The sequence below is a fragment of the Salmonella sp. SAL04196 genome (genome assembly GCF_046550835.1).
Lineage (GTDB): Bacteria > Pseudomonadota > Gammaproteobacteria > Enterobacterales > Enterobacteriaceae > Salmonella > Salmonella enterica.
Window position 1 is genome coordinate 340502 of record NZ_JBGDXE010000003.1, and the last position, 24904, is coordinate 365405.

The 24904-nt window shown below is 54.1% G+C and carries 21 protein-coding genes and 1 riboswitch; of the genes, 7 read left to right on the top strand and 14 right to left on the bottom strand.

The annotated features are described in order from the left end of the window. Positions 1 to 126 precede the first annotated feature (126 nt). Both polB and ACLJPE_RS14395 read right to left on the bottom strand, forming a co-directional pair. Complete coding sequence (gene polB / locus ACLJPE_RS14390; RefSeq protein ID WP_000035717.1) at positions 127 to 2478, bottom strand: DNA polymerase II; 2352 nt, start codon at positions 2476 to 2478, stop codon at positions 127 to 129. 43 nt (positions 2479 to 2521) lie between these two features. After that, positions 2522 to 3142: a YdcF family protein gene (locus ACLJPE_RS14395; protein WP_001628131.1), complete on the bottom strand. Its 621-nt coding sequence runs from the start codon at positions 3140 to 3142 to the stop codon at positions 2522 to 2524. Between the two features lie 517 nt (positions 3143 to 3659). On the opposite strand from ACLJPE_RS14395, the gene ACLJPE_RS14400 reads away from it, so the two are divergent. Next, positions 3660 to 4079, top strand: a complete 420-nt coding sequence (locus ACLJPE_RS14400; RefSeq protein WP_015406122.1) for a DUF4751 family protein — start codon at positions 3660 to 3662, stop codon at positions 4077 to 4079. Between the two features lie 5 nt (positions 4080 to 4084). Here the strand turns inward: ACLJPE_RS14400 and araD are convergent, their stop codons facing one another. The 3 genes from araD to araB form a co-directional block, all read right to left on the bottom strand. Further along, a complete protein-coding gene (gene araD, locus ACLJPE_RS14405; protein WP_000888685.1) occupies positions 4085 to 4780 on the bottom strand; it encodes an L-ribulose-5-phosphate 4-epimerase in 696 nt (231 codons plus the stop codon). Between the two features lie 140 nt (positions 4781 to 4920). Further along, positions 4921 to 6423: an L-arabinose isomerase gene (gene araA / locus ACLJPE_RS14410; RefSeq protein WP_023212446.1), complete on the bottom strand. Its 1503-nt coding sequence runs from the start codon at positions 6421 to 6423 to the stop codon at positions 4921 to 4923. Between the two features lie 10 nt (positions 6424 to 6433). After that, positions 6434 to 8143 (bottom strand): ribulokinase, encoded by a 1710-nt coding sequence (gene araB, locus ACLJPE_RS14415; protein WP_000951825.1) that lies wholly within the window; start codon positions 8141 to 8143, stop codon positions 6434 to 6436. Between the two features lie 340 nt (positions 8144 to 8483). Between araB and araC the strand changes: the two genes are divergently transcribed. Together araC and ACLJPE_RS14425 are read left to right on the top strand one after the other, a co-directional pair. After that, on the top strand, positions 8484 to 9329 hold the full coding sequence (gene araC / locus ACLJPE_RS14420; RefSeq protein ID WP_000852387.1) for an arabinose operon transcriptional regulator AraC: 846 nt from the start codon (positions 8484 to 8486) through the stop codon (positions 9327 to 9329). Between the two features lie 118 nt (positions 9330 to 9447). Next, a complete protein-coding gene (locus ACLJPE_RS14425) occupies positions 9448 to 10215 on the top strand; it encodes a DedA family protein (protein WP_023213702.1) in 768 nt (255 codons plus the stop codon). A gap of 38 nt (positions 10216 to 10253) precedes the next feature. Here the strand turns inward: ACLJPE_RS14425 and thiQ are convergent, their stop codons facing one another. From thiQ to sgrR, 4 genes are all read right to left on the bottom strand, one after another. Next, positions 10254 to 10961 carry a thiamine ABC transporter ATP-binding protein ThiQ gene (thiQ, locus tag ACLJPE_RS14430; RefSeq protein WP_023232759.1) on the bottom strand — a complete coding sequence of 236 codons (708 nt, stop codon included), beginning with the start codon at positions 10959 to 10961 and terminating at the stop codon, positions 10254 to 10256. Further along, positions 10945 to 12555 (bottom strand): thiamine/thiamine pyrophosphate ABC transporter permease ThiP, encoded by a 1611-nt coding sequence (thiP, locus tag ACLJPE_RS14435; protein WP_023213700.1) that lies wholly within the window; start codon positions 12553 to 12555, stop codon positions 10945 to 10947. Before thiP ends, thiQ begins: the two co-directional genes overlap by 17 nt. Continuing rightward, a complete protein-coding gene (gene thiB, locus ACLJPE_RS14440; protein WP_001527218.1) occupies positions 12531 to 13514 on the bottom strand; it encodes a thiamine ABC transporter substrate binding subunit in 984 nt (327 codons plus the stop codon). Before thiB ends, thiP begins: the two co-directional genes overlap by 25 nt. 31 nt (positions 13515 to 13545) lie before the next feature. After that, a riboswitch (TPP riboswitch) is annotated at positions 13546 to 13645 on the bottom strand. Positions 13646 to 13691: 46 nt separating this feature from the next. After that, complete coding sequence (gene sgrR, locus ACLJPE_RS14445; RefSeq protein ID WP_039513877.1) at positions 13692 to 15350, bottom strand: HTH-type transcriptional regulator SgrR; 1659 nt, start codon at positions 15348 to 15350, stop codon at positions 13692 to 13694. Positions 15351 to 15442: 92 nt separating this feature from the next. Between sgrR and sgrT the strand changes: the two genes are divergently transcribed. Then, positions 15443 to 15565 carry a glucose uptake inhibitor SgrT gene (gene sgrT, locus ACLJPE_RS14450; RefSeq protein ID WP_038805502.1) on the top strand — a complete coding sequence of 41 codons (123 nt, stop codon included), beginning with the start codon at positions 15443 to 15445 and terminating at the stop codon, positions 15563 to 15565. Positions 15566 to 15850: 285 nt separating this feature from the next. Here sgrT and leuD read toward each other — a convergent pair whose 3' ends face one another. From leuD to leuL, 5 genes are all read right to left on the bottom strand, one after another. Beyond that, a complete protein-coding gene (gene leuD, locus ACLJPE_RS14455) occupies positions 15851 to 16456 on the bottom strand; it encodes a 3-isopropylmalate dehydratase small subunit (RefSeq protein ID WP_000818258.1) in 606 nt (201 codons plus the stop codon). Between the two features lie 10 nt (positions 16457 to 16466). Then, positions 16467 to 17867, bottom strand: a complete 1401-nt coding sequence (leuC, locus tag ACLJPE_RS14460; protein ID WP_001140632.1) for a 3-isopropylmalate dehydratase large subunit — start codon at positions 17865 to 17867, stop codon at positions 16467 to 16469. A 2-nt stretch (positions 17868 to 17869) separates the two neighbouring features. Next, entirely contained in the window at positions 17870 to 18961 is a 1092-nt protein-coding gene (leuB, locus tag ACLJPE_RS14465; protein WP_000042325.1) for a 3-isopropylmalate dehydrogenase, read from the bottom strand. Beyond that, the gene (gene leuA, locus ACLJPE_RS14470) at positions 18961 to 20532 is read right to left on the bottom strand and encodes a 2-isopropylmalate synthase (RefSeq protein WP_000082819.1); all 1572 of its coding nucleotides are present in this window, start codon (positions 20530 to 20532) and stop codon (positions 18961 to 18963) included. Before leuA ends, leuB begins: the two co-directional genes overlap by 1 nt. Positions 20533 to 20619: 87 nt before the next feature. After that, positions 20620 to 20706: a leu operon leader peptide gene (gene leuL, locus ACLJPE_RS14475; protein ID WP_001575587.1), complete on the bottom strand. Its 87-nt coding sequence runs from the start codon at positions 20704 to 20706 to the stop codon at positions 20620 to 20622. Positions 20707 to 21362: 656 nt separating this feature from the next. On the opposite strand from leuL, the gene leuO reads away from it, so the two are divergent. The 3 genes from leuO to ilvN all read left to right on the top strand — a co-directional run bounded on the left by leuO (position 21363) and on the right by ilvN (position 24862). Further along, complete coding sequence (gene leuO, locus ACLJPE_RS14480; RefSeq protein WP_001115421.1) at positions 21363 to 22307, top strand: transcriptional regulator LeuO; 945 nt, start codon at positions 21363 to 21365, stop codon at positions 22305 to 22307. Between the two features lie 321 nt (positions 22308 to 22628). Next, positions 22629 to 24353, top strand: a complete 1725-nt coding sequence (ilvI, locus tag ACLJPE_RS14485; protein ID WP_039513871.1) for an acetolactate synthase 3 large subunit — start codon at positions 22629 to 22631, stop codon at positions 24351 to 24353. A gap of 2 nt (positions 24354 to 24355) precedes the next feature. Beyond that, on the top strand, positions 24356 to 24862 hold the full coding sequence (ilvN, locus tag ACLJPE_RS14490) for an acetolactate synthase small subunit (protein ID WP_024132263.1): 507 nt from the start codon (positions 24356 to 24358) through the stop codon (positions 24860 to 24862). Positions 24863 to 24904 lie beyond the last annotated feature (42 nt).

Sequence of the window (24904 nt, forward strand, 5' to 3'; positions counted from 1 at the left end):
CAGGCGACAGCACTGGATAATTGCGAGTATACGACCCCGCTACCAGGCTAATGTGGTAGTGGCGTTAATTAGGTCCAGGAATGGAAAGGGCGCTATGGTACTGGAAGGCGGCGCTTTCGTCACGCGTCAAAATAGCCCCAGTTGCCCGGTCAGTAGTGTAGCAAAATTATCTTCAACGAAGGGAAGAATTCCTTCCGCCACGGGTTGTAGCTGGCGGGTAAGATAGTGTTCGTAATCCAGCGGCGACTGCTGGTAATCCACGGGCTCGGGGCCGTTAACAGTCCAGACATATTTTATGGCGCCGCGATTCTGATACTGCGCCGGACGACCCCGCTTCAGGTTTTGTTCATCCGCCAACCGGGCGGCGCGAACGTGCGGCGGGATGTTACGTTGGTACTCATGTAAAGGGCGACGCAGACGCTTGCGATAAACCAGCTGCGCGTCCAGTTCGCCCGCCATCAGTTTATCAATAGTCTCGCGCACATAGTCTTGATAAGGTTCATTGCGAAAAACGCGCAGATACAGCTCCTGTTGAAAGCGCTGCGCCAGCGGCGTCCAGTCGGTCCGCACCGTTTCCAGACCTTTAAATACCATGCGCTGACTGTCGCCTTCCTGAATCAGGCCCGCGTAGCGTTTTTTACTGCCAGTATCCGCGCCGCGGATGGTCGGCATCAGAAAACGGCAAAAGTGGGTTTCAAACTCCAGCTCCAGCGCGCTGGTCAAATTTTGCTGTTGTAACGTCTGCGCCCACCATTCGTTCACGTGACGCACCAGCCTGTGCCCGATTTCCGCCGCGTCGGCTTCTGAATGCGCGCGCCGGAGCCAGACGAAAGTGGAATCGGTATCGCCATAAATTACGTTATAACCCTGCGCCTCAATCAGCGCTTTGGTCTGGCGCATAATCGCATGGCCGCGCATGGTGATTGACGACGCCAGACGGGGATCGAAAAAGCGACAGGCCGTGGTGCCGAGTACGCCATAAAAGGCGTTCATAATGATTTTAAGCGCCTGCGAGAGCGGTTTATTACCCTGACGTTTGGCTTCATCGCGCCCGTGCCAGATTTGGCTAACAATTTCCGGCAGGCAGTGCTTTTCTCGTGAAAACCAGGCGTCAAGGAAACCTTCGGTACTGTGTTCCGGATCCGGCTGCGCCATGCCTTCGACCAGCCCGACGGGATCAATCAAAAACGTGCGGATAATCGACGGGTACAGGCTTTTATAATCCAGCACCAGTACTGAATCGTATAATCCGGGTTGTGAATCCATTACGTAGCCGCCGGGACTTGCCAGCGGCGGCACTTCGCCGAGATTGGGCGCGACATAGCCGGCGCGGTGCATTCGCGGAAAGTAAAGATGCCCAAATGCGGCGACCGAACCGCCGTGGCGATCGACCGGCAGGCCGTTGATCGTCGCGCGTTCCAGCAAAAACGGCATGATCTCGGTTTTATGGAAAATGCGCGTGACCAGCTCGCAGTCTTTCAGGTTGTAGGTGGCGAGGGCGGGTTTATCCTGGGCAAAGCGGCGATCGATCTCATCCATACGATCCCAGGGATTATCAATGGATTTTCCTTCGCCGAGCAGTTCCTGCGAGACGGCTTCCAGCGAAAAAGACGAAAAATTCCAGAACGCGGATTTAAGCGCGTCGATACCATCGATAATGACTCGCCCTCTGGCCTGGGCGAAAAAAACGCCGTTTTTGAAGCCATGTTCGCGCCACTCCAGTTCGCTATTGTCTCGCCCCAGCCGTAAAGGGATACGGTAGCGTTCGGCATGTTTTTGCAGCATACGCAGGTCGAACTGCACCACGTTCCAGCCGATGATGACGTCGGGATCATGTTCGGCAAACCAGGCGTTGAGTTTTTCCAGCAGCTGCGGGCGGCTGGCGACATACACAAGCTCGAAGTCCAGTTGGCGGTCATCGCCATTCGCCGGGCCCAGCATATAAACGGTACGCTGGCCGCAGCCTTCCAGACCAATGCAATACAGTTCGCCGTGTCGCGTGGTTTCGATATCCAGCGAGACCCATTTTAGCGGCGGTCGATAGTCGGGGTGGGGTTTAAGACGCGCATTGCGGATAACGCCGTTGCGCATCTCGCCGTCTACCCAAACGGGCGACGTAATAAAACGCTCCATCAGGTAACGTTCCGGCGGGCGTACATCCGCTTCATAAACGGTGACGCCGTTTTCGCGCAGCAGTTTCTCCATCCGCATAAGCTGGCGGTGAGTACGGCAATACAGACCGGAGACCGGCTGACGATGAAAGTCTCGCAGCTGGAGCGGCGTCAGGCGATAGTCTTTTTCCGCCTGTAGCAGCGAGGCGGCGCGGGAGGTCTGGCTGGTCGGAATAAACGCCACGGACTCTTGCGGCGCCAGCGTCGCCTGCACAGGGCCGTTGTCTGTCGCCAGCCAGAAAGAGACCTCCGTTCCTTGCGGCGTATCCCGCCAGTGCCGGGTTAAAATGAAACCTGCCTGCGCCACGATGATTACCTGTCTAAAAAATTCACGCTAATTATAACCTGTTTTAGGGGGTAATACTGTTATTTTGTACAGGCATATAACGTAAAAGCCGATATCCGCTGTAATAAAAAGTTTCTCGCAGTAAGAAGCGGGTTTTCGCCCACCAGGATTTATAGCGGGTGGATCGCGTGGGTGATGAGCGGCTATCGATACCATTATCCTGAGCGATAGTTTTCAGACGCAGCATATGCAGCGGATCGCTGACCAGTAACGCTGTGCGCCATTGTTGTTGCCGCTGTATCTGTTTTGCGTAACGAATATTTTCGCGCGTCACGGTAGAGCGCTCTTCAATAAAAATCGCCTTAGCCGGAATGCCTTTTTCCAGAACGTATTGACGGGCTATCGCCGCGTCGGAAACCGTTGCGCCAGCGCCGTAGCCGCCGGTTAATACCAACGCGCGGACAATGTGTTGTTGGTAAAGCCAGATGGCATGATCCAGTCTGGCCTGAAAAACGGGAGAAGGCGTTTTTCCGCTAACGCCTGCTCCTGCGACAATCGCGCAGTCAGCTACGCGCGTCTGGTCTTGCTGACTGAACTGATAAATAGCGATAGCGTTATTGATAAACACCGTGGCCATAATGAGAATTATGCCTGCCGCGATTCTGGTGATGTAGCGATATTTCATGAATGAGTTCGTTCCCCGTGACGGGTGTAATGAATATTTTAACGATAAAAGAACTTTTAGCGTCAGATATTTTTGCTGACGTGTATTTATCAATATAATGATGTCGGTGTAGACAGCTGATATAATTATCCTATAACTGCTAATTTTGAATCATGTTTATTTACAATTTTTATCCATAGGTTGGCTGTTTTGTGTCAAGTCTGTTTCCATACATTAAGTATTTTTCAGAATAGTGCTTGCTCGAATTTGTTACTTATTTCTCGGATTAACAAAAAAGCGATATTTTTTGTTTGTTTTAATTAATGAAAAGTGTAAGAATTTTATTTGAAACATCCGCACCGTCAGGTAGAAATATAATATTCCAATTGGCCGCTATGGTTAAATAAAAATGGATTACAGTGCGAATTCGTCGGGAACTCTCTGCATAATTTAATTTTTATTTTAGAATATAATTTTATTTTGACTTTCAGGTGCGGGTGTTTTTATCAAAATGTGTGGTATTCGGGAATTATCTTTTATGAATGTGAATATGCAGGCGTGTCCGGTAGGGAACGCACGTTATCTTTTCGTCAATACTCAACGCGCTAACCCTTCCATAAAAACCGTGAGTCGATTTTTTGAGTATAAAACATGGACAGATCAGATTTGGCGTACCGAAATTATTGAAAACGGCAATGCTTTTTTTCACTGGCAAGGGCACGACAGAAAAAACGGACATCTGGATACCATTATTAACTATCTGTTAAATGGGCAACGCTGGCAGTCAACAATCGAAGATTATATTTTCTTCCATGCGCTGGAAGGAAAAGTGTTGCAGGGACATTATGATAATATTATTGAATATGTGAGTTCTGATAATTACGTCTATCAAAGCGCATTTGCTGAATATATCACCGACCAGACTCATCAACGCGCCCCCAATGGGACGCGTTTTTAGAGGCATTACTGCCCGTAATAGGCTTTTGCGCCGTGTTTGCGTAGATAGTGTTTATCCAGCAGGGATTGCTGCATGTCGGGCAACTGCGGCGCAAGCTGGCGGCAGAAGATCCCCATATAGGCCACTTCTTCCAGCACGATGGCGTTATGCACTGCATCCTCGGCATTTTTACCCCAGGCAAACGGGCCGTGCGAATGGACAAGCACGCCGGGCATTTGAGCGGCGTCAATACCTTGTTTTTCAAAGGTTTCAACAATGACATTGCCCGTTTCCCATTCATACTCGCCATTAATTTCCGCTTCGGTCATTTTGCGAGTGCAGGGAATCGTACCGTAGAAATAGTCGGCATGGGTGGTTCCTGTCGCCGGAATCGGCTGACCCGCCTGCGCCCAGATAGTCGCGTGGCGCGAATGGGTGTGTACGATGCCGCCGATAGTCGGAAATGCCTGATATAACAAACGGTGGGTTGGCGTATCGGACGACGGTTTCTTATGACCTTCAACGACTTCACCGGTCTCCAGGCTGACCACCACCATATCGTCAGCGGTCATGACGCTATAATCGACGCCGGACGGCTTAATCACCAGTACGCCGCGTTCGCGATCGACGGCGCTGACGTTACCCCAGGTGAGGGTGACCAGGTTGTGTTTTGGCAGCGCCAGATTGGCTTCCAGTACCTGGCGTTTGAGATCTTCTAACATTGTTTTCTCCCTGCCGGATGGCGCTTCGCTTATCCGGCCTACGAGCGACGGTGTGCCGGATGGCGACACAAATGCCTTATTCGGCCTACAGGACCGTAGGCCCGGTAAACGCAGTGCCACCGGGCATTCAGACTTCACTTTTAGCGTTTTAAACCGTAATACACCTCGTTCCAGCGCAGCGCGTCCTTAAAGGCCGGCAGACGGGTATCGTTATCAATTACCGCGATTTCGATATCGTGTATTTCTGCGAACTGGCGCATATCGTTCAGATCCAGCGCGTGGCTGAAGACGGTATGGTGCGCGCCGCCAGCCAGAATCCACGCTTCGGAGGCGGTCGGCAGATCCGGCTGCGCCTTCCACAGCGCGTTAGCCACCGGCAGTTTCGGCAGGGAGTGCGGCGTTTTTACGGTGTCAATGCAGTTGACCAGCAGGCGATAACGATCGCCGAGGTCGATCAGGCTGGCGACGATCGCCGGGCCGGTTTGGGTATTGAAAATCAAACGCGCCGGATCTTCCTTACCGCCAATGCCGAGGTGCTGGACGTCGAGGATCGGTTTCTCTTCCACCGCGATGGAGGGACACACCTCCAGCATGTGCGAGCCGAGCACCAGATCGTTGCCTTTCTCGAAGTGGTAGGTGTAATCCTCCATAAATGAGGTGCCGCCCTGCAGACCGGTTGACATCACTTTCATAATGCGAAGCAGAGCGGCGGTTTTCCAGTCGCCTTCGCCCGCAAAGCCGTAGCCCTGTTGCATAAGACGCTGTACGGCCAGACCCGGGAGTTGTTTCAGACCGTGTAAATCTTCAAAGGTAGTAGTGAATGCGTGGAAGCCGCCCTGTTCCAGGAAACGCTTCATACCGAGTTCAATACGCGCCGCTTCCCGCACGTTCTGGCGTTTATCGCCGTGGATCCGGGTGGCGGGCGTCAGGGTATAGCTGCTTTCATACTCGTCAATCAGAGCGTTGATATCGCCGTCGCTGATGGAGTTCACCACCTGCACCAGATCGCCGACCGCCCAGGTATTGACCGAGAAGCCAAATTTGATTTGCGCGGCCACTTTATCACCGTCAGTCACTGCGACTTCACGCATATTGTCGCCGAAGCGGCAGACTTTTAGCTGGCGGGTATCCTGTTTAGAGACCGCCTGGCGCATCCAGGCGCCGATACGCGTATGGGCCTCTTTATCCTGCCAGTGGCCAGTGACGACCGCGTGCTGCTGGCGCATCCGCGCACCGATGAAGCCGAACTCGCGGCCGCCGTGCGCAGTCTGGTTCAGGTTCATAAAGTCCATATCGATGCTGTCCCACGGCAGGGCGGCGTTAAATTGGGTATGGAATTGCAGTAGTGGTTTGTTAAGGATACTCAGCCCGTTGATCCACATTTTGGCCGGGGAGAAGGTGTGCAGCCAGACCACCAGCCCCGCGCAGCGATCGTCATAATTGGCGTCACGACAAATAGCGGTAATCTCATCCGGCGAGGTGCCCAGCGGTTTTAATACCAGCTTACATGGCAGTTTGGCTTCGGTATTCAGTGCGTTGACCACATGCTCGGCATGTTGGGTGACCTGACGCAGGGTTTCTGCGCCATACAAATGCTGGCTGCCAATCACAAACCATACTTCATAATTATCAAAAATCGTCATTGTCGTGTCCTTAATGAGTCAGGATTGCCTGATTGGCCGGGGTCGTTGGCGCCGGCGCGGCAGTCGGAAGATAATGTTGTTCTGCACTTAGCGCCCACTGCTGGTAGCGGCGGTAAAGCTGTTCGAAGCGTTGAGCCTGTTCAGGGCGGGGGCGCAGAGTGCGTTCTACCGCGCTCGCCATGCTTTGCTGGGCGGCAGGAATATCGGCATGGACTTTCGCAGCGACGGCGGCAAAGATAGCGGCGCCTAATGCGCAGCACTGGTCGGAAGCGACGATCTGCAACGGACGATTCAGTACGTCGCAGCAGACCTGCATAATGACCTGATTTTTACGGGCGATGCCGCCAAGCGCCATCACGTTATTGACCGCGATACCCTGATCGGTAAAACACTCCTGAATGGCGCGCGCGCCGAAGGCGGTTGAAGCGACCAGACCGCCAAACAGCGCTGGCGCGTCGGTGGCGAGATTGAGATCGGTAATGACGCCTTTCAGACGCTGATTAGCGTTTGGCGTGCGGCGACCGTTAAACCAGTCGAGCACCACCGGCAGGTGATCCAGGGACGGATTTTTCGCCCAGGCGTCGGTGAGCGCTGGCAGTAGCTGCTTCTGGCTGGCGTTAATCTGGGTTTTCAGTTCCGGGTGCTGCGCGGCAAGTTGTTCCAGCGGCCAGCTCAACACGCGGCTAAACCAGGCGTAGATGTCGCCGAAAGCGGACTGGCCCGCTTCCAGACCGATAAAGTTCGGCACCACGCTGCCATCAACCTGACCGCAAATGCCTTTCACGGCGCGATCCCCGACGCTCTGTTTATCCGCAATCAGAATGTCGCAGGTAGACGTGCCGATGACTTTTACCAGCGTATTGGGCTGCGCGCCCGCGCCGACCGCGCCCATGTGACAGTCGAACGCGCCGCCGGAAATCACTACGCTTTCCGGCAAGCCGAGGCGCTGCGCCCATTCGGCGCACAGGGTGCCCACGGGCAGATCGGCGGTGAAGGTTTCGCTAAATAACGGGTAGCGCAGATGACGGTTAATGCACGGATCGAGTTCATCAAAGAAGCTCGCGGGTGGCAGGCCGCCCCAGCTTTCATGCCACAGCGTTTTGTGCCCGGCGCTGCAGCGGCCACGGCGGATATCCTGCGGGCGAGTGGTGCCGGAAAGCAGCGCCGGCACCCAGTCACACAGCTCAATCCACGAGACGGCGGCCTGCGCGACGGCGCTATCCTGACGGGTGACGTGCAGAATCTTCGCCCAGAACCATTCGCTGGAGTAAATGCCGCCAATATAGCGGGAGTAGTCGACCTTACCTGGCTTATGGCACAGACGAGTGATTTCGTCGGCCTCTTCCACGGCGGTGTGATCTTTCCACAGCACAAACATCGCATTCGGGTTCTCGGCGAACTCCGGACGCAGCGCCAGGACGTTACCGTCGGCGTCAATCGGCGCTGGCGTAGAACCGGTGCTGTCAACGCCAATGCCAACGACATTTGCGCGTTGCGCGGAGCTTAATTGTGCCAGAACGGCTTTCAGCGCGGCCTCCATTGACTCCATGTAGTCGCGCGGATGATGACGGAACTGGTTGTTCGGGCCGTCGCAATAACGGCCTTCTTGCCAGCGCGGATACCACTCTACGCTGGTGGCGATCTCGTCGCCGGTGGCGCAGTCCACTGCCAGAGCGCGCACTGAATCACTGCCAAAATCGAGGCCAATTGCAATTGCCATCGTCTTACTCCATCCAGAAAAACAGGTATGGAGAAACAGTAGAGAGTCGCGGCAAAAACCGTCAGGCAGGATCCGCTAATCTTATGGACAAAAATGCTAATGCTTTGCAAAGTGTGACGCTGTGCAAATATTCAATGTGGACATTCCAGCCATAGTTATAGACACTTCTGTTACTTAATTTTATCGCCTGAACTGTACGCTTTTGTTACAAAGCGCTTTTCACAAGCGGGGTTGATACGTGCTTTCATTAAGCGCAAGGTCTTGCGGAGACGTAAGCTCTGTCGTCCTGGTCAATATGGACAATTTGTTTCTTCTCTGAACATCGGGGGGTAGAGAAATCATGGCTGAAACGCAAAATGATCCGCTATTGCCGGGATATTCATTTAATGCCCATCTGGTCGCCGGACTGACGCCAATTGAAGCGAATGGATATCTGGATTTTTTTATCGATCGTCCGTTGGGTATGAAGGGATATATTCTTAACCTGACCATCCGCGGAGAGGGCGTCATTAATAATAATGGTGAGCAGTTTGTCTGTCGGCCTGGCGATATATTATTGTTTCCGCCGGGCGAGATTCATCACTATGGACGGCATCCGGACGCCAGCGAGTGGTATCACCAGTGGGTTTACTTCCGGCCCCGCGCCTACTGGCAGGAGTGGCTGACCTGGCCGACAATCTTTGCCCAGACAGGATTTTTCCGCCCGGACGAGGCGCGCCAGCCGCATTTCAGCGAACTGTTCGGGCAGATCATCAGCGCCGGGCAAGGGGAAGGTCGCTATTCTGAGCTACTGGCGATCAATCTGCTGGAGCAGTTGTTGCTCAGACGTATGGCGGTAATTAATGAGTCGTTGCATCCGCCGATGGATAGCCGTGTGCGCGATGCCTGCCAGTATATCAGCGACCATCTCGCGGACAGTCATTTTGATATCGCCAGCGTCGCCCAGCATGTCTGCCTGTCGCCCTCCCGGTTATCGCATCTGTTCCGCCAGCAGTTAGGCATTAGCGTATTGAGTTGGCGCGAAGATCAGCGTATCAGCCAGGCGAAACTCCTGCTTAGCACCACGCGAATGCCGATAGCGACCGTTGGGCGCAATGTTGGATTTGACGATCAGCTCTATTTTTCGCGGGTATTTAAAAAATGCACCGGGGCAAGTCCTAGCGAGTTCAGGGCCGGATGTGAATAAAAAGTGAATGATGTGTCCACAAAGATGTCATAAGCCGTAACTATTCGGATAATTGACGGCTTGACGAAGGGGGACGGGGTAAGCAGAATCCCTGCTTCATCACGCTGACGGACACACTATGCAAGCACTGCTGGAACACTTTATCACCCAATCCACTCTGTATTCGCTTATCGCCGTGTTGCTGGTCGCCTTCCTGGAATCGCTGGCGCTGGTGGGGTTGATTTTACCCGGCACGGTACTGATGGCGGGGCTGGGCGCGCTTATCGGCAGCGGCGAGCTCAATTTTTGGCATGCCTGGCTGGTGGGTATTATCGGCTGTCTGATGGGCGACTGGATTTCGTTCTGGCTGGGGTGGCGCTTTAAAAAGCCGCTACACCGCTGGTCTTTTATGAAAAAGAACAAGTCGCTGCTGGATAAAACCGAACACGCGCTGCATCAGCACAGTATGTTCACGATCCTGGTCGGACGTTTTGTCGGCCCGACGAGGCCGCTGGTGCCGATGGTGGCAGGGATGCTGGATCTTCCCGTGGCGAAATTTATTGGGCCGAACTTGATTGGCTGTTTGCTGTGGCCGCCGTTTTATTTCCTGCCGGGTATTCTGGCGGGAGCGGCAATCGATATTCCTTCCGATATGCAGAGCGGAGATTTCAAATGGCTGCTGCTGGCGACGGCGTTGCTGCTGTGGGGCGGAGGCTGGCTATGCTGGCGGCTGTGGCGCAGCGGCAAAGCGGCAGTCGATCGTTTAACCGCGTATCTCCCCCGCAGCCGTTTGCTGTATCTGGCGCCGTTGACGCTCGGGATCGGCGTGGTCGCGCTGGTGGTGCTGGTTCGCCACCCGCTGATGCCGGTATATATCGATATTCTGCGCAAAGTTGTGGGTTACTAATGATTCCTTTGCCGGATGGCGGCTTCGCCTTATCCTGCTTACAAAATATGAGATTTGATGCCCAATAGCGCTGAGGCGCTGGCTTGACCGCTTAGTAGCTCGTCTGTTTTGCCTTGCCACGCAATGCGTCCGTCGGCCACGACGATTGACCGGGGCGCAATTCGCGCCGCATCTTCCACGCTGTGCGAGACCATCAACAGCGTGAGCTGTCGCTCGCGGCAGATATCGCTGACCAACGTCAGCATCTCCTGACGCAGCGCGGGATCGAGCGCGGAGAACGGTTCATCCAGCAGCAGTACCGGCTGTTCACGTACCAGGCAGCGCGCCAGCGCTACCCGCTGACGCTGGCCGCCGGACAGTTCGCCCGGTAAACGCGTCATCAGACTCTCAATGCCCATCTGATGTGCGATAGCGTCCCGTTTTTCCCGCTGGCTGGCGTTGAGCGTTAACCCAGGGTTTAGCCCCAGACCGATATTTTGCTGCACATTCAGGTGGCTGAATAAATTATTCTCCTGAAACAGCATTGAGACCGGACGGCGTGAGGGCGGCGTAAGCGTATGATCGTCGCCGGCAATCAGTAGCGTACCGCTGGCAGGCTCAAGAAAACCGGCAATTAAATTCAACAACGTGCTTTTCCCCGCGCCGCTGGGGCCAAGAATCGCCACCTGCTCGCCGCGTTCTACCGCCAGCGTAAAACGCATCGGCAAATGATGGTAAAGCCAGGTGATATCAATCAGTTTTAGCATGTCGGCCCGGTAGTTTCTCTATGAGGGTAAATAACGTAAAGCAGAGCAGCAGCAGTATCAGCGCGGTCACCGCGCCGTCCTGGCTGCGGTAGGAGCCGATCTGCTGATACAGATAAAACGGCAGCGTGCGGAAATTGTCATTGCCGAAAAGCGCGACGACGCCAAAATCACCGATAGAAAGTACGCAGGCAAACGCCAGCGCCTGCGCCAGCGGACGTTTCAGCGCCCGCAGTTCCACGACCTTTAACCGCGACCAGCCTTCAATTCCTAATGACTGGCACAGCATTCCATAACGGGCGGTAATATCGCGCATTGGGTTTTCCAGGACTTTTAGCGCGTAGGGGATTGCCATCAGCGCATTGGTGAAAATCACGATGCCGTCGGCGGATTCCGGTAAGCCAACGCTGCTATTGAGCAGTAAAAAGAAGCCTGTCGCCAGCACGATCCCCGGCATCGCGAGGATCAACATCCCGCTGAGTTCCAGCGTTTGTCCGGCGAATAGTTGCTGGCGTTGGCGTAGCTCGCGGCTACTCCACAGCAGCATCATGGTCAGCACCACACACAGAACGCCCGCCGCCAGCGCAATGCGTAGCGATGTCCAGACAGCCTGCCACAGAATGGGTTGCGCCAGCACCTCCGGCAGGCTGCGGTTGACGCCATCGACCACCACGGCGACCAGCGGCGGAAGCAGCAGCAGCAGCGCCAGCACGATTAATAAGGCGTCAGTCAGACGGCTGTGGAGACGATCGTCAGGATCGCGCCAGCCCTGCGTCAGAGTCATCCCCGGCGCAATCGCTTTGCTCAACCGTTGGCTTAGCAGTACCAGCGCCAGGCAGCAGACCATCTGGATTAATGCCAGCATCGCCGCGCGGGCAGGATCGTAGTCATAACTGAGCGCCTGAAAGATAGCCAGCTCGATAGTGGTGGCCTGCGGGCCGCCGCCGAGCGACAGAACCGTTGCGAAACTGGCGAAGCAGAGCATAAAAATCAGCGCCGCGACGGGCGGAATTTGGCGGCGCAGCCACGGCCATTCGACAAAACGGAAAAAATGCCAGCCGCGCATACCGAGCTGGGCGGCGAGCTGGCGCTGCTCGCCGGGAATGCTTTCCAAAGATTGCAGCAACAAACGGCTCGCCATTGGCAGGTTAAAAAAGACGTGCGCCAGTAAAATGCCCTGCAAGCCGTAGGGGGAGAATGTCCACTGAAGCCCCAGCATCTGCCACAGCGAGGCCAGCCAGCCCTGACGGCCATACACGCTAAGAATGCCGAACACGGCAACCAGTACCGGCAGAATCAGCGTCATGGCGCACAGACGCAGCAGCACCAGACGCCCAGGAAAACGGCGTCGATAAAGCGCGCGGGCGAGAAAAACCGCCGGGACCACAGACAGCACTGCGGACAGAAACGCCTGCCAGAATGAGAAGCGCACCACATGCCACAGGTAGCTATCCCGCCAGATTGTCGACCACGCGCCCGCCGGCGCGTTCAGCCAAAGCGCCAGAAAGGCCGCCAGCGCGACGGTTATCATCAGCGCGGCGGCGCACAGCCCCGGAATCAGCCAGCCGGGAATTAACGGCTGACGGCGCGTTGCCATTCGCTAATCCATGCCTGGCGTTGTGCTGCCACTTGTTGCGGCGTGAATTCCAGCGTTGTGGCGGGTTTGGCCAATGATTCAAACCCTGCGGGTAAGGCGACGTCCGCTACCGGGTACATCCAGTTGCCGGTGGGTATGGCGTTCTGAAACGCCGGAGAAACCATAAATTTGAGAAATTTCTCCGCCAGTTCCGGCTGCTTACTGGCGACGGTACGCGCCGCGACTTCTACCTGTAAGTAATGGCCTTCGCTGAAGTTCGCGGCGGCGTAATTATCCTTCTTCTCTTCAATAATGTGATACGCCGGAGAGGTGGTGTAACTGAGCACCAAATCGCTTTCACCTTTCAGAAATAAACCGTAGGCCTCGCTCCAGCCTTTCGTCACCGTCACCGTTTTGGCCGCCAGTTTTTGCCAGGCCTGCGGCGCGTTATCGCCATAGACTTTGCGCATCCACAGTAACAGCCCCAGCCCTGGCGTACTGGTACGCGGGTCCTGATAAATTACCCGCCATTTTTGATCGCTCTCGACCAGTTCTTTCAGGCTTTTCGGCGGATTTTTCAGCTTGCTTTTATCGTAGACAAAGGCGAAATAGCCGTAATCGAACGGCACAAATGTGTCGTTTTTCCAGCCGCCGGGCACCTTGACCGCCTCATTCGCCACGCCGCTTTTGGCAAAGAGTTTAGTTTGCGTGGCCGCTTCCAGCAGATTGTTGTCCAGCCCCAACACCACATCGGCTTTGCTGTTCCTCCCCTCCATCCGCAGGCGGTTGAGCAGCGAAACGCCATCCTCCAGCGCCACCAGTTTCAGCTCGCAGTTGCAATCGGCTTCAAACGCTTTTTTCACCGCCGGGCCTGGCCCCCAGTCGGCGGCGAACGAGTCGTAGGTATAGACGGTGAGAACGGGTTTGGCGAAAGCAGGCGCCGCGCACAGGAGTAAAAGCGGAAGATATTTTTTTAACACTTTGCACCTCAGTTAAAGAGTGGCAAAGGACTTGAGAGGTAGCCTCAAATCCCTTCGCCGGCATTATCCGGATCAGGTTCGACGGGTATTTTCTCAGCGCGCGCATGAGCGCGGCACCCCGTTGAGTTCGGCGTTAGTGTAGTGATTTTGTTGCCGGGCAGCAATCAAGAGCTGGCGTTAAGGATCTGGCGGCGCAAACCACGCCGATTTAAAATCAAACCAGCCGAGGGTATTCATGCGCAGCCCGCGCATACTGCGCTGTCCCTGGATAATCAGCCAGTGGTGGATCAGCGGCACAATCGCTTTGTTGGCCAGCAGTTGCTGGCACCAGTTCGCCAGGTTCATCTCGCCAGCGCGCCACTGCGCGGCGTCGTCCTGCCAGTCGCGCGGAATGCAGTTCTGCAAGAGCGGTACTTCGCACAGGTGCGCGAACAGCGAGAAATCCAGCGGCAGCGTAAAGTTAGCGCTATTGAGCCAGATATCGCTTTCGATCTCGCCGGCGTGCCATTGATCGTAGTCGATCTCCTGAATATGCAAATGCACCTGATGTTCAGCCAGAAGCGCGCTCATGATACGGGCGATAACCCGGTGCTCAATGTGTTCGCGATAGAAGGTCAGCGTGAGGGTTTCCAGACCGGCGGGTTTTTCGCCCGGGCCTGGACGGGCGTGATGCCAGCGCGGTAAAAGCCCATAGGCCGGGAACCAGAGCTGCTGTAGCGGTTCATCGGCATGATAGAGTAAATTGGTGGGGGAGAGGACGTGGCTTACCCATTCTCTGACCTGCAGATGCGCGCCGCGCGGCGTTCTGGCGTCGAATAGCAGGTAATAGCACCCCTCTTCCAGTCGGCTTTCTATCGCTTTTTCACCGCCTTGTATCGGCCCTTCCAGCATCAAGCCGCAGGCCGGTTCTTCACTGATATCCGGCAGTACCCAGACGTTCACTTCGTCTATCAACGCCCGATAGCCGAAGTAGTCATCAAAGGCGAGTATCTTGAGTTGGTTCGGCGTATTACGCCGCACGGCATAAGGCCCGGTGCCGATAGGGTGGCTGGCGAAATTAGCCAGCGTTTCCCACTCCCGCGGCAAAATCATCGCCGGGACCTGGCCCAGCAGCCACGGCAACCAGCGATCCGGCTGTGAAAGATGAATATCCAGCGTCCACGCGGTAGGGGAGTCTATCTTTGTGATGTGCGAGTAAAGCGGAAGCGTATTGATACGCGTCAGCGAGGCGATGACATCTTCCATCTCCAGCTCGCGGCCATGATGAAAATGAATGCCGGGGCGCAGGTAGAAGCGCCACAGTAAAGGGGAAATTTGCTGCCAGTGGTGCGCAATGTCCGCTTCCAGTTCCCCGTTTTCCTCATTTACCCGCGTGAGCGAACTGAAAATTTGCCGGGCAATATGAGTTTCCGAGCGACGTAATGCGGTTCCCGGCAGGAGATTGTGCATCGGACGATAGTAAAGAACCCGCAGAATATGCCGCCCCTGGCGGAAGCTGCGTCCCAGATGGGAAATCAGCATTTGCCTGACAGCGCTTTTATCGCCGACCAGTTGTACCAGTTGATCGATTCGATCTTGTTCCAGCAGGTCTTCCGCCCGCTGCTGTTGCAGCGCCAGTCCGGTATACAGGAACGTCAGACGCGAACGCTTTCCGCGTCCAACTTCGGCTTCCCATGTTAGCCAACCGCGCGCCTGCATCGTATTTAGCAGCGTACGCATATGGCGACGCGAACAGTTCAGCAGATCCGCCAGCTCATTAAGCGTGGTGTCTTGCGTTTTACCGTCACAACATTGCCAGAGACGGATAAATTGTTGTTGCAGGCGACCTGAGGGCATAAAAGGGGAACTCCGATGAAAAACTCAGCAATTTTATTATCCCTATATTAGGCCAATAATATCTTTCGATGAAGCAAGAGGAAGAGGTCACTATGCACCAGTTCTGGTTGAGATATTTTGCCGTGACGGAAAAAACGTCCTGGCTGGCTTGCCTGAGCGCGCCGCAGCGCTTAAAAATGCTCGCGGAACTGATGCAGTGGGAGGCGACCGATTGAAGCCAATTGCAGACATCATGTGTGACTGAGTATTGGTGTAGGCGATAGCCTAAAATCACCCGCCAGCAGATAATATCTGCTGGCTTTTTTTATTTCGGCGGTTTCTGTGGTCACGCAGGTGGTGACCGGGCGAGTAAAAATCGTATAAAAAATGCCGGAATATCCCCGGCATGAGCGACTGATGAGTAACCCGGAGCTTGATGGCGCTACGCTTATCAGGCCTACAGAATATAATGGCAACCGGGTGATATTGCATAACCTGTAGGCCCGGTAAGGCGTGAAGGGTTACCGCATAAATGCCGGTTGTTTATTTTCGTAGGCGGCAATCGCGTCTTCGTGCTGCAGCGTCAGCCCAATGCTGTCCAGACCGTTCAACATGCAGTGGCGGCGGAAGTCGTCGATTTTAAAGCTGTAGGTCTTATCGCCTGCTTTCACCACCTGTGCTTCCAGATCCACTTCAAATTTAATGCCCGGATTGGCTTTCACCAGGGCAAACAGCTCATCGACCTGTGCGTCGCTCAGGGTTACCGGCAGCAGTTGATTATTGAAACTGTTGCCGTAGAAAATGTCGGCGAAGCTTGGCGCGATCACCACTTTAAAGCCGTAATCGGTCAGCGCCCACGGCGCGTGTTCGCGCGACGAGCCGCAGCCAAAGTTTTCTCGCGCCAACAGAATCGACGCGCCTTGATATTCCGGAAAGTTCAACACGAATTCCGGATTTGGCTGTTGGCCCTTTTCGTCCAGGAAGCGCCAGTCGTTAAACAGATGGGCGCCAAAACCGGTGCGCGTAACCTTCTGCAAAAACTGTTTAGGGATAATTGCATCGGTATCGATGTTGGCGGCATCCAGTGGGACAACCAGGCCGGTATGCTGGGTAAATTTCTCTGCCATGGTAGTTTCCTTATTTGATGCTGCGAATGTCGGCGAAGTGGCCGGTAACGGCGGCAGCGGCGGCCATCGCCGGGCTGACTAAATGCGTGCGACCCCCGCGGCCCTGACGGCCTTCAAAGTTACGGTTGCTGGTGGATGCGCAGCGCTCGCCCGGGTTCAGGCGGTCATTATTCATGGCCAGGCACATGGAACAGCCCGGTAAGCGCCATTCAAATCCTGCTTCGATAAAGATCTTGTCCAGACCTTCCGCTTCCGCCTGCGCTTTCACCGGACCTGAACCCGGCACCACCAGCGCCTGCACGCCAGGCGCGACTTTGCGCCCTTTGGCGACTTCCGCCGCCGCGCGCAAATCTTCAATACGCGAATTGGTACAAGAGCCGATAAAGACTTTATCAATAGCAACGTCCGTTAACGGTACGCCCGGCTGTAAGCCCATATAAGCCAGCGCTTTTTCGGCGCTGGCGCGCTCAACCGGATCGCTAAAAGAGGCGGGATCGGGGATGATGTCGGTGACGGAAATCACCTGGCCCGGATTCGTGCCCCAGGTCACCTGCGGCGCGATCTCTTCTGCTCGCAGGGTGACGACAGTATCAAAGGTCGCGCCGTCATCGGTTTTCAGCGTTTTCCAGTACTCGACGGCTTCGTCAAAATCGCGGCCCTTCGGCGCGTGCAAACGCCCTTTTACGTAGTTAAAAGTGGTTTCATCCGGGGCGACCAGACCGGCTTTGGCGCCCATCTCAATCGCCATATTGCACAGCGTCATGCGGCCTTCCATACTCAGCGCGCGGATAGCGTCGCCGCAAAATTCAACCACGTGCCCGGTGCCGCCGGCGCTGCCGGTTTTACCGATGATCGCCAGCACGATGTCTTTGGCGGTAATGCCCGGTGCGGCGTTGCCCGTGACTTCAATCTTCATGGTTTTAGCGCGCCCCTGTTTCAGAGTTTGCGTCGCCAGTACATGTTCTACCTCAGAAGTGCCGATGCCGAAGGCCAGCGCGCCAAACGCGCCGTGGGTGGCGGTGTGGGAGTCGCCGCAGACGATGGTCATGCCCGGCAGGGTGACGCCCTGTTCCGGCCCCATCACATGGACGATGCCCTGATATGGGTGATTCAGGTCATACAGCTCGACGCCGAACTCGTTACAGTTCTTAATCAGCTCCTGCATCTGGATACGCGCCATTTCACCGGAGGCATTAATGTCTTTAGTCTGCGTCGAGACGTTGTGATCCATCGTGGCGAAGGTTTTCCCTGGCTGACGTACCGGACGATGGTGCGCGCGCAGACCGTCAAACGCCTGCGGAGAGGTGACTTCATGCACCAGGTGGCGGTCGATGTACAGCAGCGGCGTTTCGTTTGGCGCCTCAAAGACCACGTGGGCATCAAATAATTTTTCGTATAACGTTTTGGCCATGATTACACCCCTTCTGCGACATAGCGGGCGATAATATCGCCCATCTCATCGGTACTGACTGCGGCAGCGCCCCTGGCTAAATCGCCGGTGCGAACGCCCTCTTCTAATGCGCGATTGATCGCCTGTTCAATGGCCGTTGCCGCATCGTTGGCATCCAGGCTGTAGCGCAGCAGCAGCGCCAGCGACAGGATCTGCGCAATTGGATTGGCGATATTTTTCCCGGCGATATCCGGCGCGGAGCCGCCAGCCGGTTCATACAGGCCAAACCCTTGCTCGTTCAGGCTGGCGGAGGGCAACATCCCCATTGAGCCGGTGATCATGGCGCATTCGTCGGACAGAATGTCGCCGAACAGGTTAGAGCACAGCAGTACGTCAAACTGCGACGGGTCTTTAATCAACTGCATGGTGGCGTTATCGATATACATGTGCGCGAGTTCCACATCGGGATACGTTTTCGCGACATCATTGACGATCTCACGCCACAGGATAGAGCTTTGCAGTACGTTGGCTTTATCAATAGAGGTGACTTTACGGCGGCGTTTACGCGCCGATTCAAAGGCGATACGGGCAATGCGCTCGATCTCAAAGCGGTGATAAACTTCGGTATCAAAGGCTTTTTCGTACTGACCGCTGCCTTCACGGCCTTTTGGCTGTCCGAAATAGATCCCGCCGGTCAGCTCGCGCACGCACAGGATATCGAAACCGTTAGCGGCGATATCGGCGCGCAACGGGCAAAATGCTTCCAGTCCCTGATACAGTTTCGCCGGACGCAGATTACTGAATAATTTGAAATGTTTGCGCAGCGGCAGCAGGGCGCCGCGCTCCGGCTGGCTTTCCGGGGGCAAATTTTCCCATTTCGGGCCGCCGACGGAGCCAAACAGAATGGCATCCGCCTGCTCGCACCCTTCAACGGTGGCTTTCGGCAGTGGATGACCATGATTGTCGATAGCAATACCGCCGACGTCATAGTGGCTGGTGGTGATACGCATATCAAAACGGCTGCGTACCGCATCCATAACTTTCAGGGCTTGCGCCATGACTTCCGGGCCGATACCGTCGCCCGGCAGTACGGCAATATGATAGTTCTTCGACATTACACGGTTTCCTTGTTGTTCTCTTTATTTTGAGCTTTGCGTTGCAATTCTTTTTCAACTTCGGCTGCGCGCCAGATATTGTTCAGTACGTGCACCATCGCTTTGGCGGAGGATTCGACGATATCCGTCGCCAGCCCGACGCCGTGGAAGCGGCGACCATGATGGTTCACGACGATATCGACCTGACCCAGCGCGTCTTTGCCCTGGCCTTTGGCGTTCAGGTCGTATTTAACCAACTCAACGTCGTAGCCAGTGATGCGGTTAATCGCCTGATAGATGGCGTCGACCGGGCCGTTGCCGTTCGCCGCCTCGGCCTTGATCTCTTCACCACAGGCCAGCTTCACGGAAGCAGTGGCGATATCGCTGGAGCCGGACTGCACGCTGAAGTAATCCAGACGGAAATGCTCTGGTTCTTCTTGCTGTTTATTAATAAACGCCAGCGCTTCCAGGTCATAGTCGAACACCTGGCCTTTTTTGTCCGCCAGCTTCAGGAACGCGTCGTACAGGTGGTCCATGTTGTAGTCTGTGTCCTTGTAACCCATCTCTTCCATGCGATGTTTCACGGCGGCACGGCCAGAGCGGGAGGTCAGGTTCAGCTGTATCTGGTTCAGACCGATGGACTCTGGCGTCATGATTTCATAGTTTTCGCGGTTCTTGAGGACGCCATCCTGGTGGATGCCGGAAGAGTGGGCGAAAGCGCCGCTGCCGACAATCGCTTTGTTGGCCGGGATCGGCATGTTACAGATCTGGCTGACGGTCTGGCTGGTGCGCCAGATTTCGTGGTGATTGATGTTGGTGTGTACGTTCATGATGTCTTTGCGCACTTTAATCGCCATGATCACTTCTTCCAGTGCGCAGTTACCGGCACGTTCTCCGATACCGTTCATCGCGCCTTCAACCTGACGCGCGCCCGCATGTACTGCCGCCAGCGAGTTGCCTACTGCTATCCCTAAATCGTCGTGGGTATGAACGGAGATGATAGCTTTGTCGATATTGGGGACACGTTCATACAGGCCGGAAATGATTCCCGCGAACTCAAACGGCATGGTATAGCCCACGGTATCGGGAATATTAATGGTTCTCGCGCCGGCGTTTATAGCGGCCTCCACCACGCGCGCCAGATCGTCAACAGGCGTCCGGCCAGCATCTTCGCAGGAGAACTCTACGTCATCAGTGTAATTACGCGCCCGCTTAACCATGTATACCGCGCGTTCGATGACCTCATCCAGCGTGCTGCGCAGCTTGGTGGCGATGTGCATTGGCGAGGTGGCGATAAAAGTATGGATGCGAAACGCGTCGGCGACCTTCAGCGCCTGTGCCGCGACGTCGATGTCTTTTTCTACACAACGCGCCAGGGCGCAAACGCGGCTGTTTTTAATGGTGCGGGCGATGGTTTGGACGGATTCAAAATCACCCGGAGAAGAGACCGGGAAGCCCACTTCCATGACATCAACACCCATGCGCTCAAGGGCCAGGGCAATCTGCAGCTTCTCTTTCGCGCTCAGGCTGGCCTGTAACGCTTGTTCGCCGTCGCGTAAGGTCGTATCAAAAATAATGACTTGCTGGCTCATGATGTGGTCCTTGTCTCCAGGGGCGCCTTGCGTCAGGCATAAAAAAACCCGCGCAACGGCGCGGGTTTTGTTTGACTTCGAGCTGACTTAATGTTGAATGCCGCCCACCGGTCTACCGCGCACAATAAATGCGTTGAGTAGTAGTAGCCCAGTGAAACGAACGATATGTGACATTAATTCAGCTCCAGCGAATGCGTTATGCTTTTAGTGGTACTGGATATGCCGTTTAATGTCAACTCTATTTTCTGTCGCCATTGCATTTTGTTGACCATATCCGGATACGTACTTTAGCTAATTGTGCTGGGCTACGCGTCCAATAAAGGATAAAAGAACGAGTGGACATTCATACTTTTCATTGTTTGAAATATTTAGGCATTTTTGTTTGCAAATTGGTTAGGGGAATGGCCTGTTAAAGGTATGCTAAAGGTTTGGTTTATCTTTTTGATTTATTTTATATTTTAACAAATAACCTTGTTTACTTAATGGATAAGGATAAAGTTATTGATAAATTAATGTTAACTTTTTAGCTATTAATAATATAAACATTTAATTGAAACTTAAATGATCATTCACTTGGTGTATGATTGTGTATTCGCCATAGTTATGGTTATATTGCTTGCGTAATTTAAACATTATGAATCGCAATGGTGTGACTCAGGACACATTACGCTTGCGCTGGCATTCTATTTGTCTCTGTCAGCGTCTTTATGTTTTCCGAATTTTAACGCTTTCCCTTTTTCTTATTTTATATGCATGGTAAATCATATTTTCAGGAATTATTTCTGCCTTCAGCCAGAAAAAGGGAGTTAAGCGTGACAGTGGAGTTAAATATGCCAGAGGTCAAAACCGAAAAGCCGCATCTTTTAGATATGGGCAAACCACAGCTTCGCATGGTTGATTTGAACCTATTGACCGTGTTCGATGCGGTAATGCAAGAGCAGAATATTACGCGCGCCGCCCACACGCTGGGAATGTCGCAGCCTGCGGTTAGTAACGCCGTAGCGCGTCTGAAGGTTATGTTTAATGACGAACTTTTTGTTCGATATGGACGAGGAATTCAGCCGACTGCCCGTGCATTTCAGTTATTTGGTTCAGTCCGTCAGGCGTTGCAATTGGTGCAAAATGAATTGCCGGGATCGGGGTTTGAGCCGACCAGCAGCGAACGTGTATTCAATCTTTGCGTGTGCAGTCCGCTGGATAATATCCTGACGTCACAGATTTATAATCGTGTAGAAAAAATTGCTCCAAATATTCATGTCGTTTTTAAAGCGTCGTTGAATCAGAATACTGAGCATCAGTTACGCTATCAGGAAACCGAGTTCGTTATTAGTTATGAAGAATTCCGTCGCCCTGAGTTTACCAGCGTACCGCTATTTAAAGATGAAATGGTTTTAGTCGCCAGCCGTAAACACCCGCGTATTAGCGGCCCGCTACTGGAAGGCGATGTTTATAATGAACAACATGCGGTTGTTTCTCTCGATCGTTATGCGTCATTTAGTCAGCCGTGGTATGACACGCCGGATAAACAGTCGAGCGTGGCTTATCAGGGCATGGCGCTTATCAGCGTTCTGAACGTGGTTTCGCAGACGCATTTGGTCGCTATTGCCCCGCGCTGGCTGGCGGAAGAGTTTGCGGAGTCGCTGGAGCTGCAAATATTGCCGTTACCTTTAAAACTGAATAGCCGGACATGCTACCTTTCCTGGCATGAAGCGGCTGGGCGTGATAAAGGGCACCAATGGATGGAAGATTTATTAGTTTCTGTTTGTAAGCGATAAAACCGGGCAGAATAAATCAGAAACAAATTCTGGTTTATTCTGCTTTTTATCGTATATCAAAAATTTTATGCTGAATTAACGGTGAGCGATTCTTTTCGTCGCTGTGAAAAATAGATGAATTGCTGTAAGTCTGCATTTATAAGCGATTATTTATTACCTGGTGTGATTCAGACGGAGTATTTCTCCATTTCTTCTCTTCTTGCCTCCTGATTATTCTAACCTTCCCCATCTTTACGTCATTCCACCCAATTGCCAGGCGTGATAGCGAGCGGTTAAGGTGTCCGTCAAACCGTGATGACAGGTATAAAGTGGAGGCAAGCCGTGGAGATGTTGTCTGGAGCCGAGATGGTCGTCCGATCGCTTATCGATCAAGGCGTAAAGCAGGTGTTCGGCTATCCTGGAGGCGCAGTGCTTGATATTTATGATGCGCTACATACCGTTGGAGGGATCGATCATGTGCTGGTGCGTCATGAACAGGCCGCGGTGCATATGGCGGATGGCCTGGCGCGAGCCACTGGCGACGTTGGCGTGGTGCTGGTGACTTCCGGACCGGGAGCGACCAATGCGATTACCGGGATTGCTACGGCCTATATGGATTCCATTCCGCTGGTGATTCTTTCCGGCCAGGTCGCCACCTCATTGATTGGCTATGATGCCTTTCAGGAGTGCGACATGGTGGGGATTTCCCGACCGGTGGTCAAACATAGCTTCCTGGTCAAACAGACGGAAGATATTCCCCAGGTGCTTAAAAAGGCCTTCTGGCTGGCGGCAAGCGGACGTCCTGGGCCGGTGGTCGTGGATTTGCCAAAAGATATTTTGAATCCGGCGAAAAAAATGCCGTATGCCTGGCCGGAAACGGTCAGTATGCGCTCTTACAATCCCACAACATCAGGTCATAAAGGACAAATTAAGCGTGCCTTGCAAACGCTGGCGTCGGCAAAAAAGCCGGTGGTCTATGTTGGGGGAGGGGCGATAAGCGCGGCCTGCTATACGCCGCTGCGCCACATCATTGAAACCTTTAACCTGCCGGTGGTCTCTTCATTAATGGGACTGGGCGCGTTTCCTGCTACTCATCGCCAGTCGTTAGGAATGCTGGGAATGCATGGCACTTATGAAGCCAATATGACCATGCATAACGCCGACGTGATTTTCGCTGTTGGCGTACGATTTGACGACCGCACGACGAATAATCTCGCTAAATATTGTCCGAACGCGACGGTATTACACATCGACATTGACCCGACGTCCATATCCAAAACGGTTAACGCTGATATCCCGGTGGTGGGCGATGCCCGCCTGGTACTGGAACAAATGCTGGAGCTACTGGCGCAGGATGCGCCGTCTCAGCCGCAGGATGATATTCGTGACTGGTGGCAGCAGATAGAGATCTGGCGCGCCCGTCAGTGCCTGAAATATGACGCGGAAAGCGAAAGCATTAAACCCCAGGCGGTGATTGAAACCCTCTGGCGTCTGACGAAGGGCGACGCTTACGTGACGTCCGATGTAGGACAACACCAGATGTTTGCCGCCCTCTACTACCCGTTCGATAAACCACGTCGCTGGATTAATTCCGGCGGGCTCGGCACGATGGGTTTTGGCCTACCGGCTGCGCTGGGCGTTAAAATGGCCCTGCCGAAAGAAATGGTGGTCTGCGTGACCGGCGATGGCAGTATACAGATGAACATTCAGGAGCTATCGACAGCCTTACAGTATGAACTGCCGGTACTGGTTCTGAATCTGAACAACCGTTATCTGGGGATGGTGAAACAGTGGCAGGATATGATCTATTCCGGTCGCCATTCTCAGTCTTATATGCAGTCGTTACCGGATTTTGTGCGCCTGGCGGAAGCATATGGCCATGTTGGGCTGCAGATTAACCGTCCGGATGAGCTGGAAAGTAAACTCAGCGAAGCCCTTGAGCATGTGCGTAATAACCGACTGGTGTTCGTCGATGTCACCGTTGATGGCAGCGAGCATGTCTATCCGATGCAGATTCGCGGGGGCGGGATGGACGAAATGTGGTTAAGCAAAACGGAGAGGACCTGATGATGCGCCGGATTTTATCGGTATTACTGGAAAACGAATCTGGGGCGTTATCGCGGGTTATCGGCCTCTTTTCGCAACGCGGATATAATATTGAAAGCCTGACCGTCGCGCCGACGGACGATCCGACGTTGTCGCGCATGACTATCCAGACGGTAGGCGATGAAAAAGTGCTTGAGCAAATTGAAAAGCAACTGCACAAGCTGGTTGATGTGCTGCGCGTCAGCGAGCTGGGACAGGGAGCGCACGTTGAGCGGGAAATCATGCTGGTGAAAATCCAGGCCAGCGGCTACGGACGGGAAGAGGTGAAGCGTAATACGGAAATTTTCCGTGGTCAGATTATTGACGTTACGCCAACGCTGTATACCGTTCAACTGGCGGGTACCAGCGATAAACTGGATGCTTTTCTGGCCTCGCTGCGCGACGTGGCGAAAATTGTTGAAGTGGCGCGTTCAGGCGTCGTCGGGCTTTCGCGCGGCGATAAGATTATGCTGAGCAGATTTGCCGGATGACGACGCGCGTGCGTTTTATCCGGTCTACAGGCTGATATCTGG

Excerpts from the sequence above, each read along its gene's own strand:
- araD (WP_000888685.1), bottom strand. The coding sequence starts at position 4,780 with ATGTTAGAAGATCTCAAACGCCAGGTACTGGAAGCCAATCTGGCGCTG.
- leuD (WP_000818258.1), bottom strand. The coding sequence starts at position 16,456 with ATGGCAGAGAAATTTACCCAGCATACCGGCCTGGTTGTCCCACTGGAT.
- sgrT (WP_038805502.1), top strand. The coding sequence starts at position 15,443 with ATGCACCAGTTCTGGTTGAGATATTTTGCCGTGACGGAAAAAACGTCC.
- leuA (WP_000082819.1), bottom strand. The coding sequence starts at position 20,532 with ATGAGCCAGCAAGTCATTATTTTTGATACGACCTTACGCGACGGCGAA.
- leuC (WP_001140632.1), bottom strand. The coding sequence starts at position 17,867 with ATGGCCAAAACGTTATACGAAAAATTATTTGATGCCCACGTGGTCTTT.
- leuL (WP_001575587.1), bottom strand. The coding sequence starts at position 20,706 with ATGTCACATATCGTTCGTTTCACTGGGCTACTACTACTCAACGCATTT.
- ACLJPE_RS14395 (WP_001628131.1), bottom strand. The coding sequence starts at position 3,142 with ATGAAATATCGCTACATCACCAGAATCGCGGCAGGCATAATTCTCATT.
- thiP (WP_023213700.1), bottom strand. The coding sequence starts at position 12,555 with ATGGCAACGCGCCGTCAGCCGTTAATTCCCGGCTGGCTGATTCCGGGG.
- sgrR (WP_039513877.1), bottom strand. The coding sequence starts at position 15,350 with ATGCCCTCAGGTCGCCTGCAACAACAATTTATCCGTCTCTGGCAATGT.
- thiQ (WP_023232759.1), bottom strand. The coding sequence starts at position 10,961 with ATGCTAAAACTGATTGATATCACCTGGCTTTACCATCATTTGCCGATG.
- leuO (WP_001115421.1), top strand. The coding sequence starts at position 21,363 with ATGCCAGAGGTCAAAACCGAAAAGCCGCATCTTTTAGATATGGGCAAA.
- ACLJPE_RS14425 (WP_023213702.1), top strand. The coding sequence starts at position 9,448 with ATGCAAGCACTGCTGGAACACTTTATCACCCAATCCACTCTGTATTCG.
- araB (WP_000951825.1), bottom strand. The coding sequence starts at position 8,143 with ATGGCAATTGCAATTGGCCTCGATTTTGGCAGTGATTCAGTGCGCGCT.
- ACLJPE_RS14400 (WP_015406122.1), top strand. The coding sequence starts at position 3,660 with ATGAATGTGAATATGCAGGCGTGTCCGGTAGGGAACGCACGTTATCTT.
- araA (WP_023212446.1), bottom strand. The coding sequence starts at position 6,423 with ATGACGATTTTTGATAATTATGAAGTATGGTTTGTGATTGGCAGCCAG.
- ilvN (WP_024132263.1), top strand. The coding sequence starts at position 24,356 with ATGCGCCGGATTTTATCGGTATTACTGGAAAACGAATCTGGGGCGTTA.
- araC (WP_000852387.1), top strand. The coding sequence starts at position 8,484 with ATGGCTGAAACGCAAAATGATCCGCTATTGCCGGGATATTCATTTAAT.
- leuB (WP_000042325.1), bottom strand. The coding sequence starts at position 18,961 with ATGTCGAAGAACTATCATATTGCCGTACTGCCGGGCGACGGTATCGGC.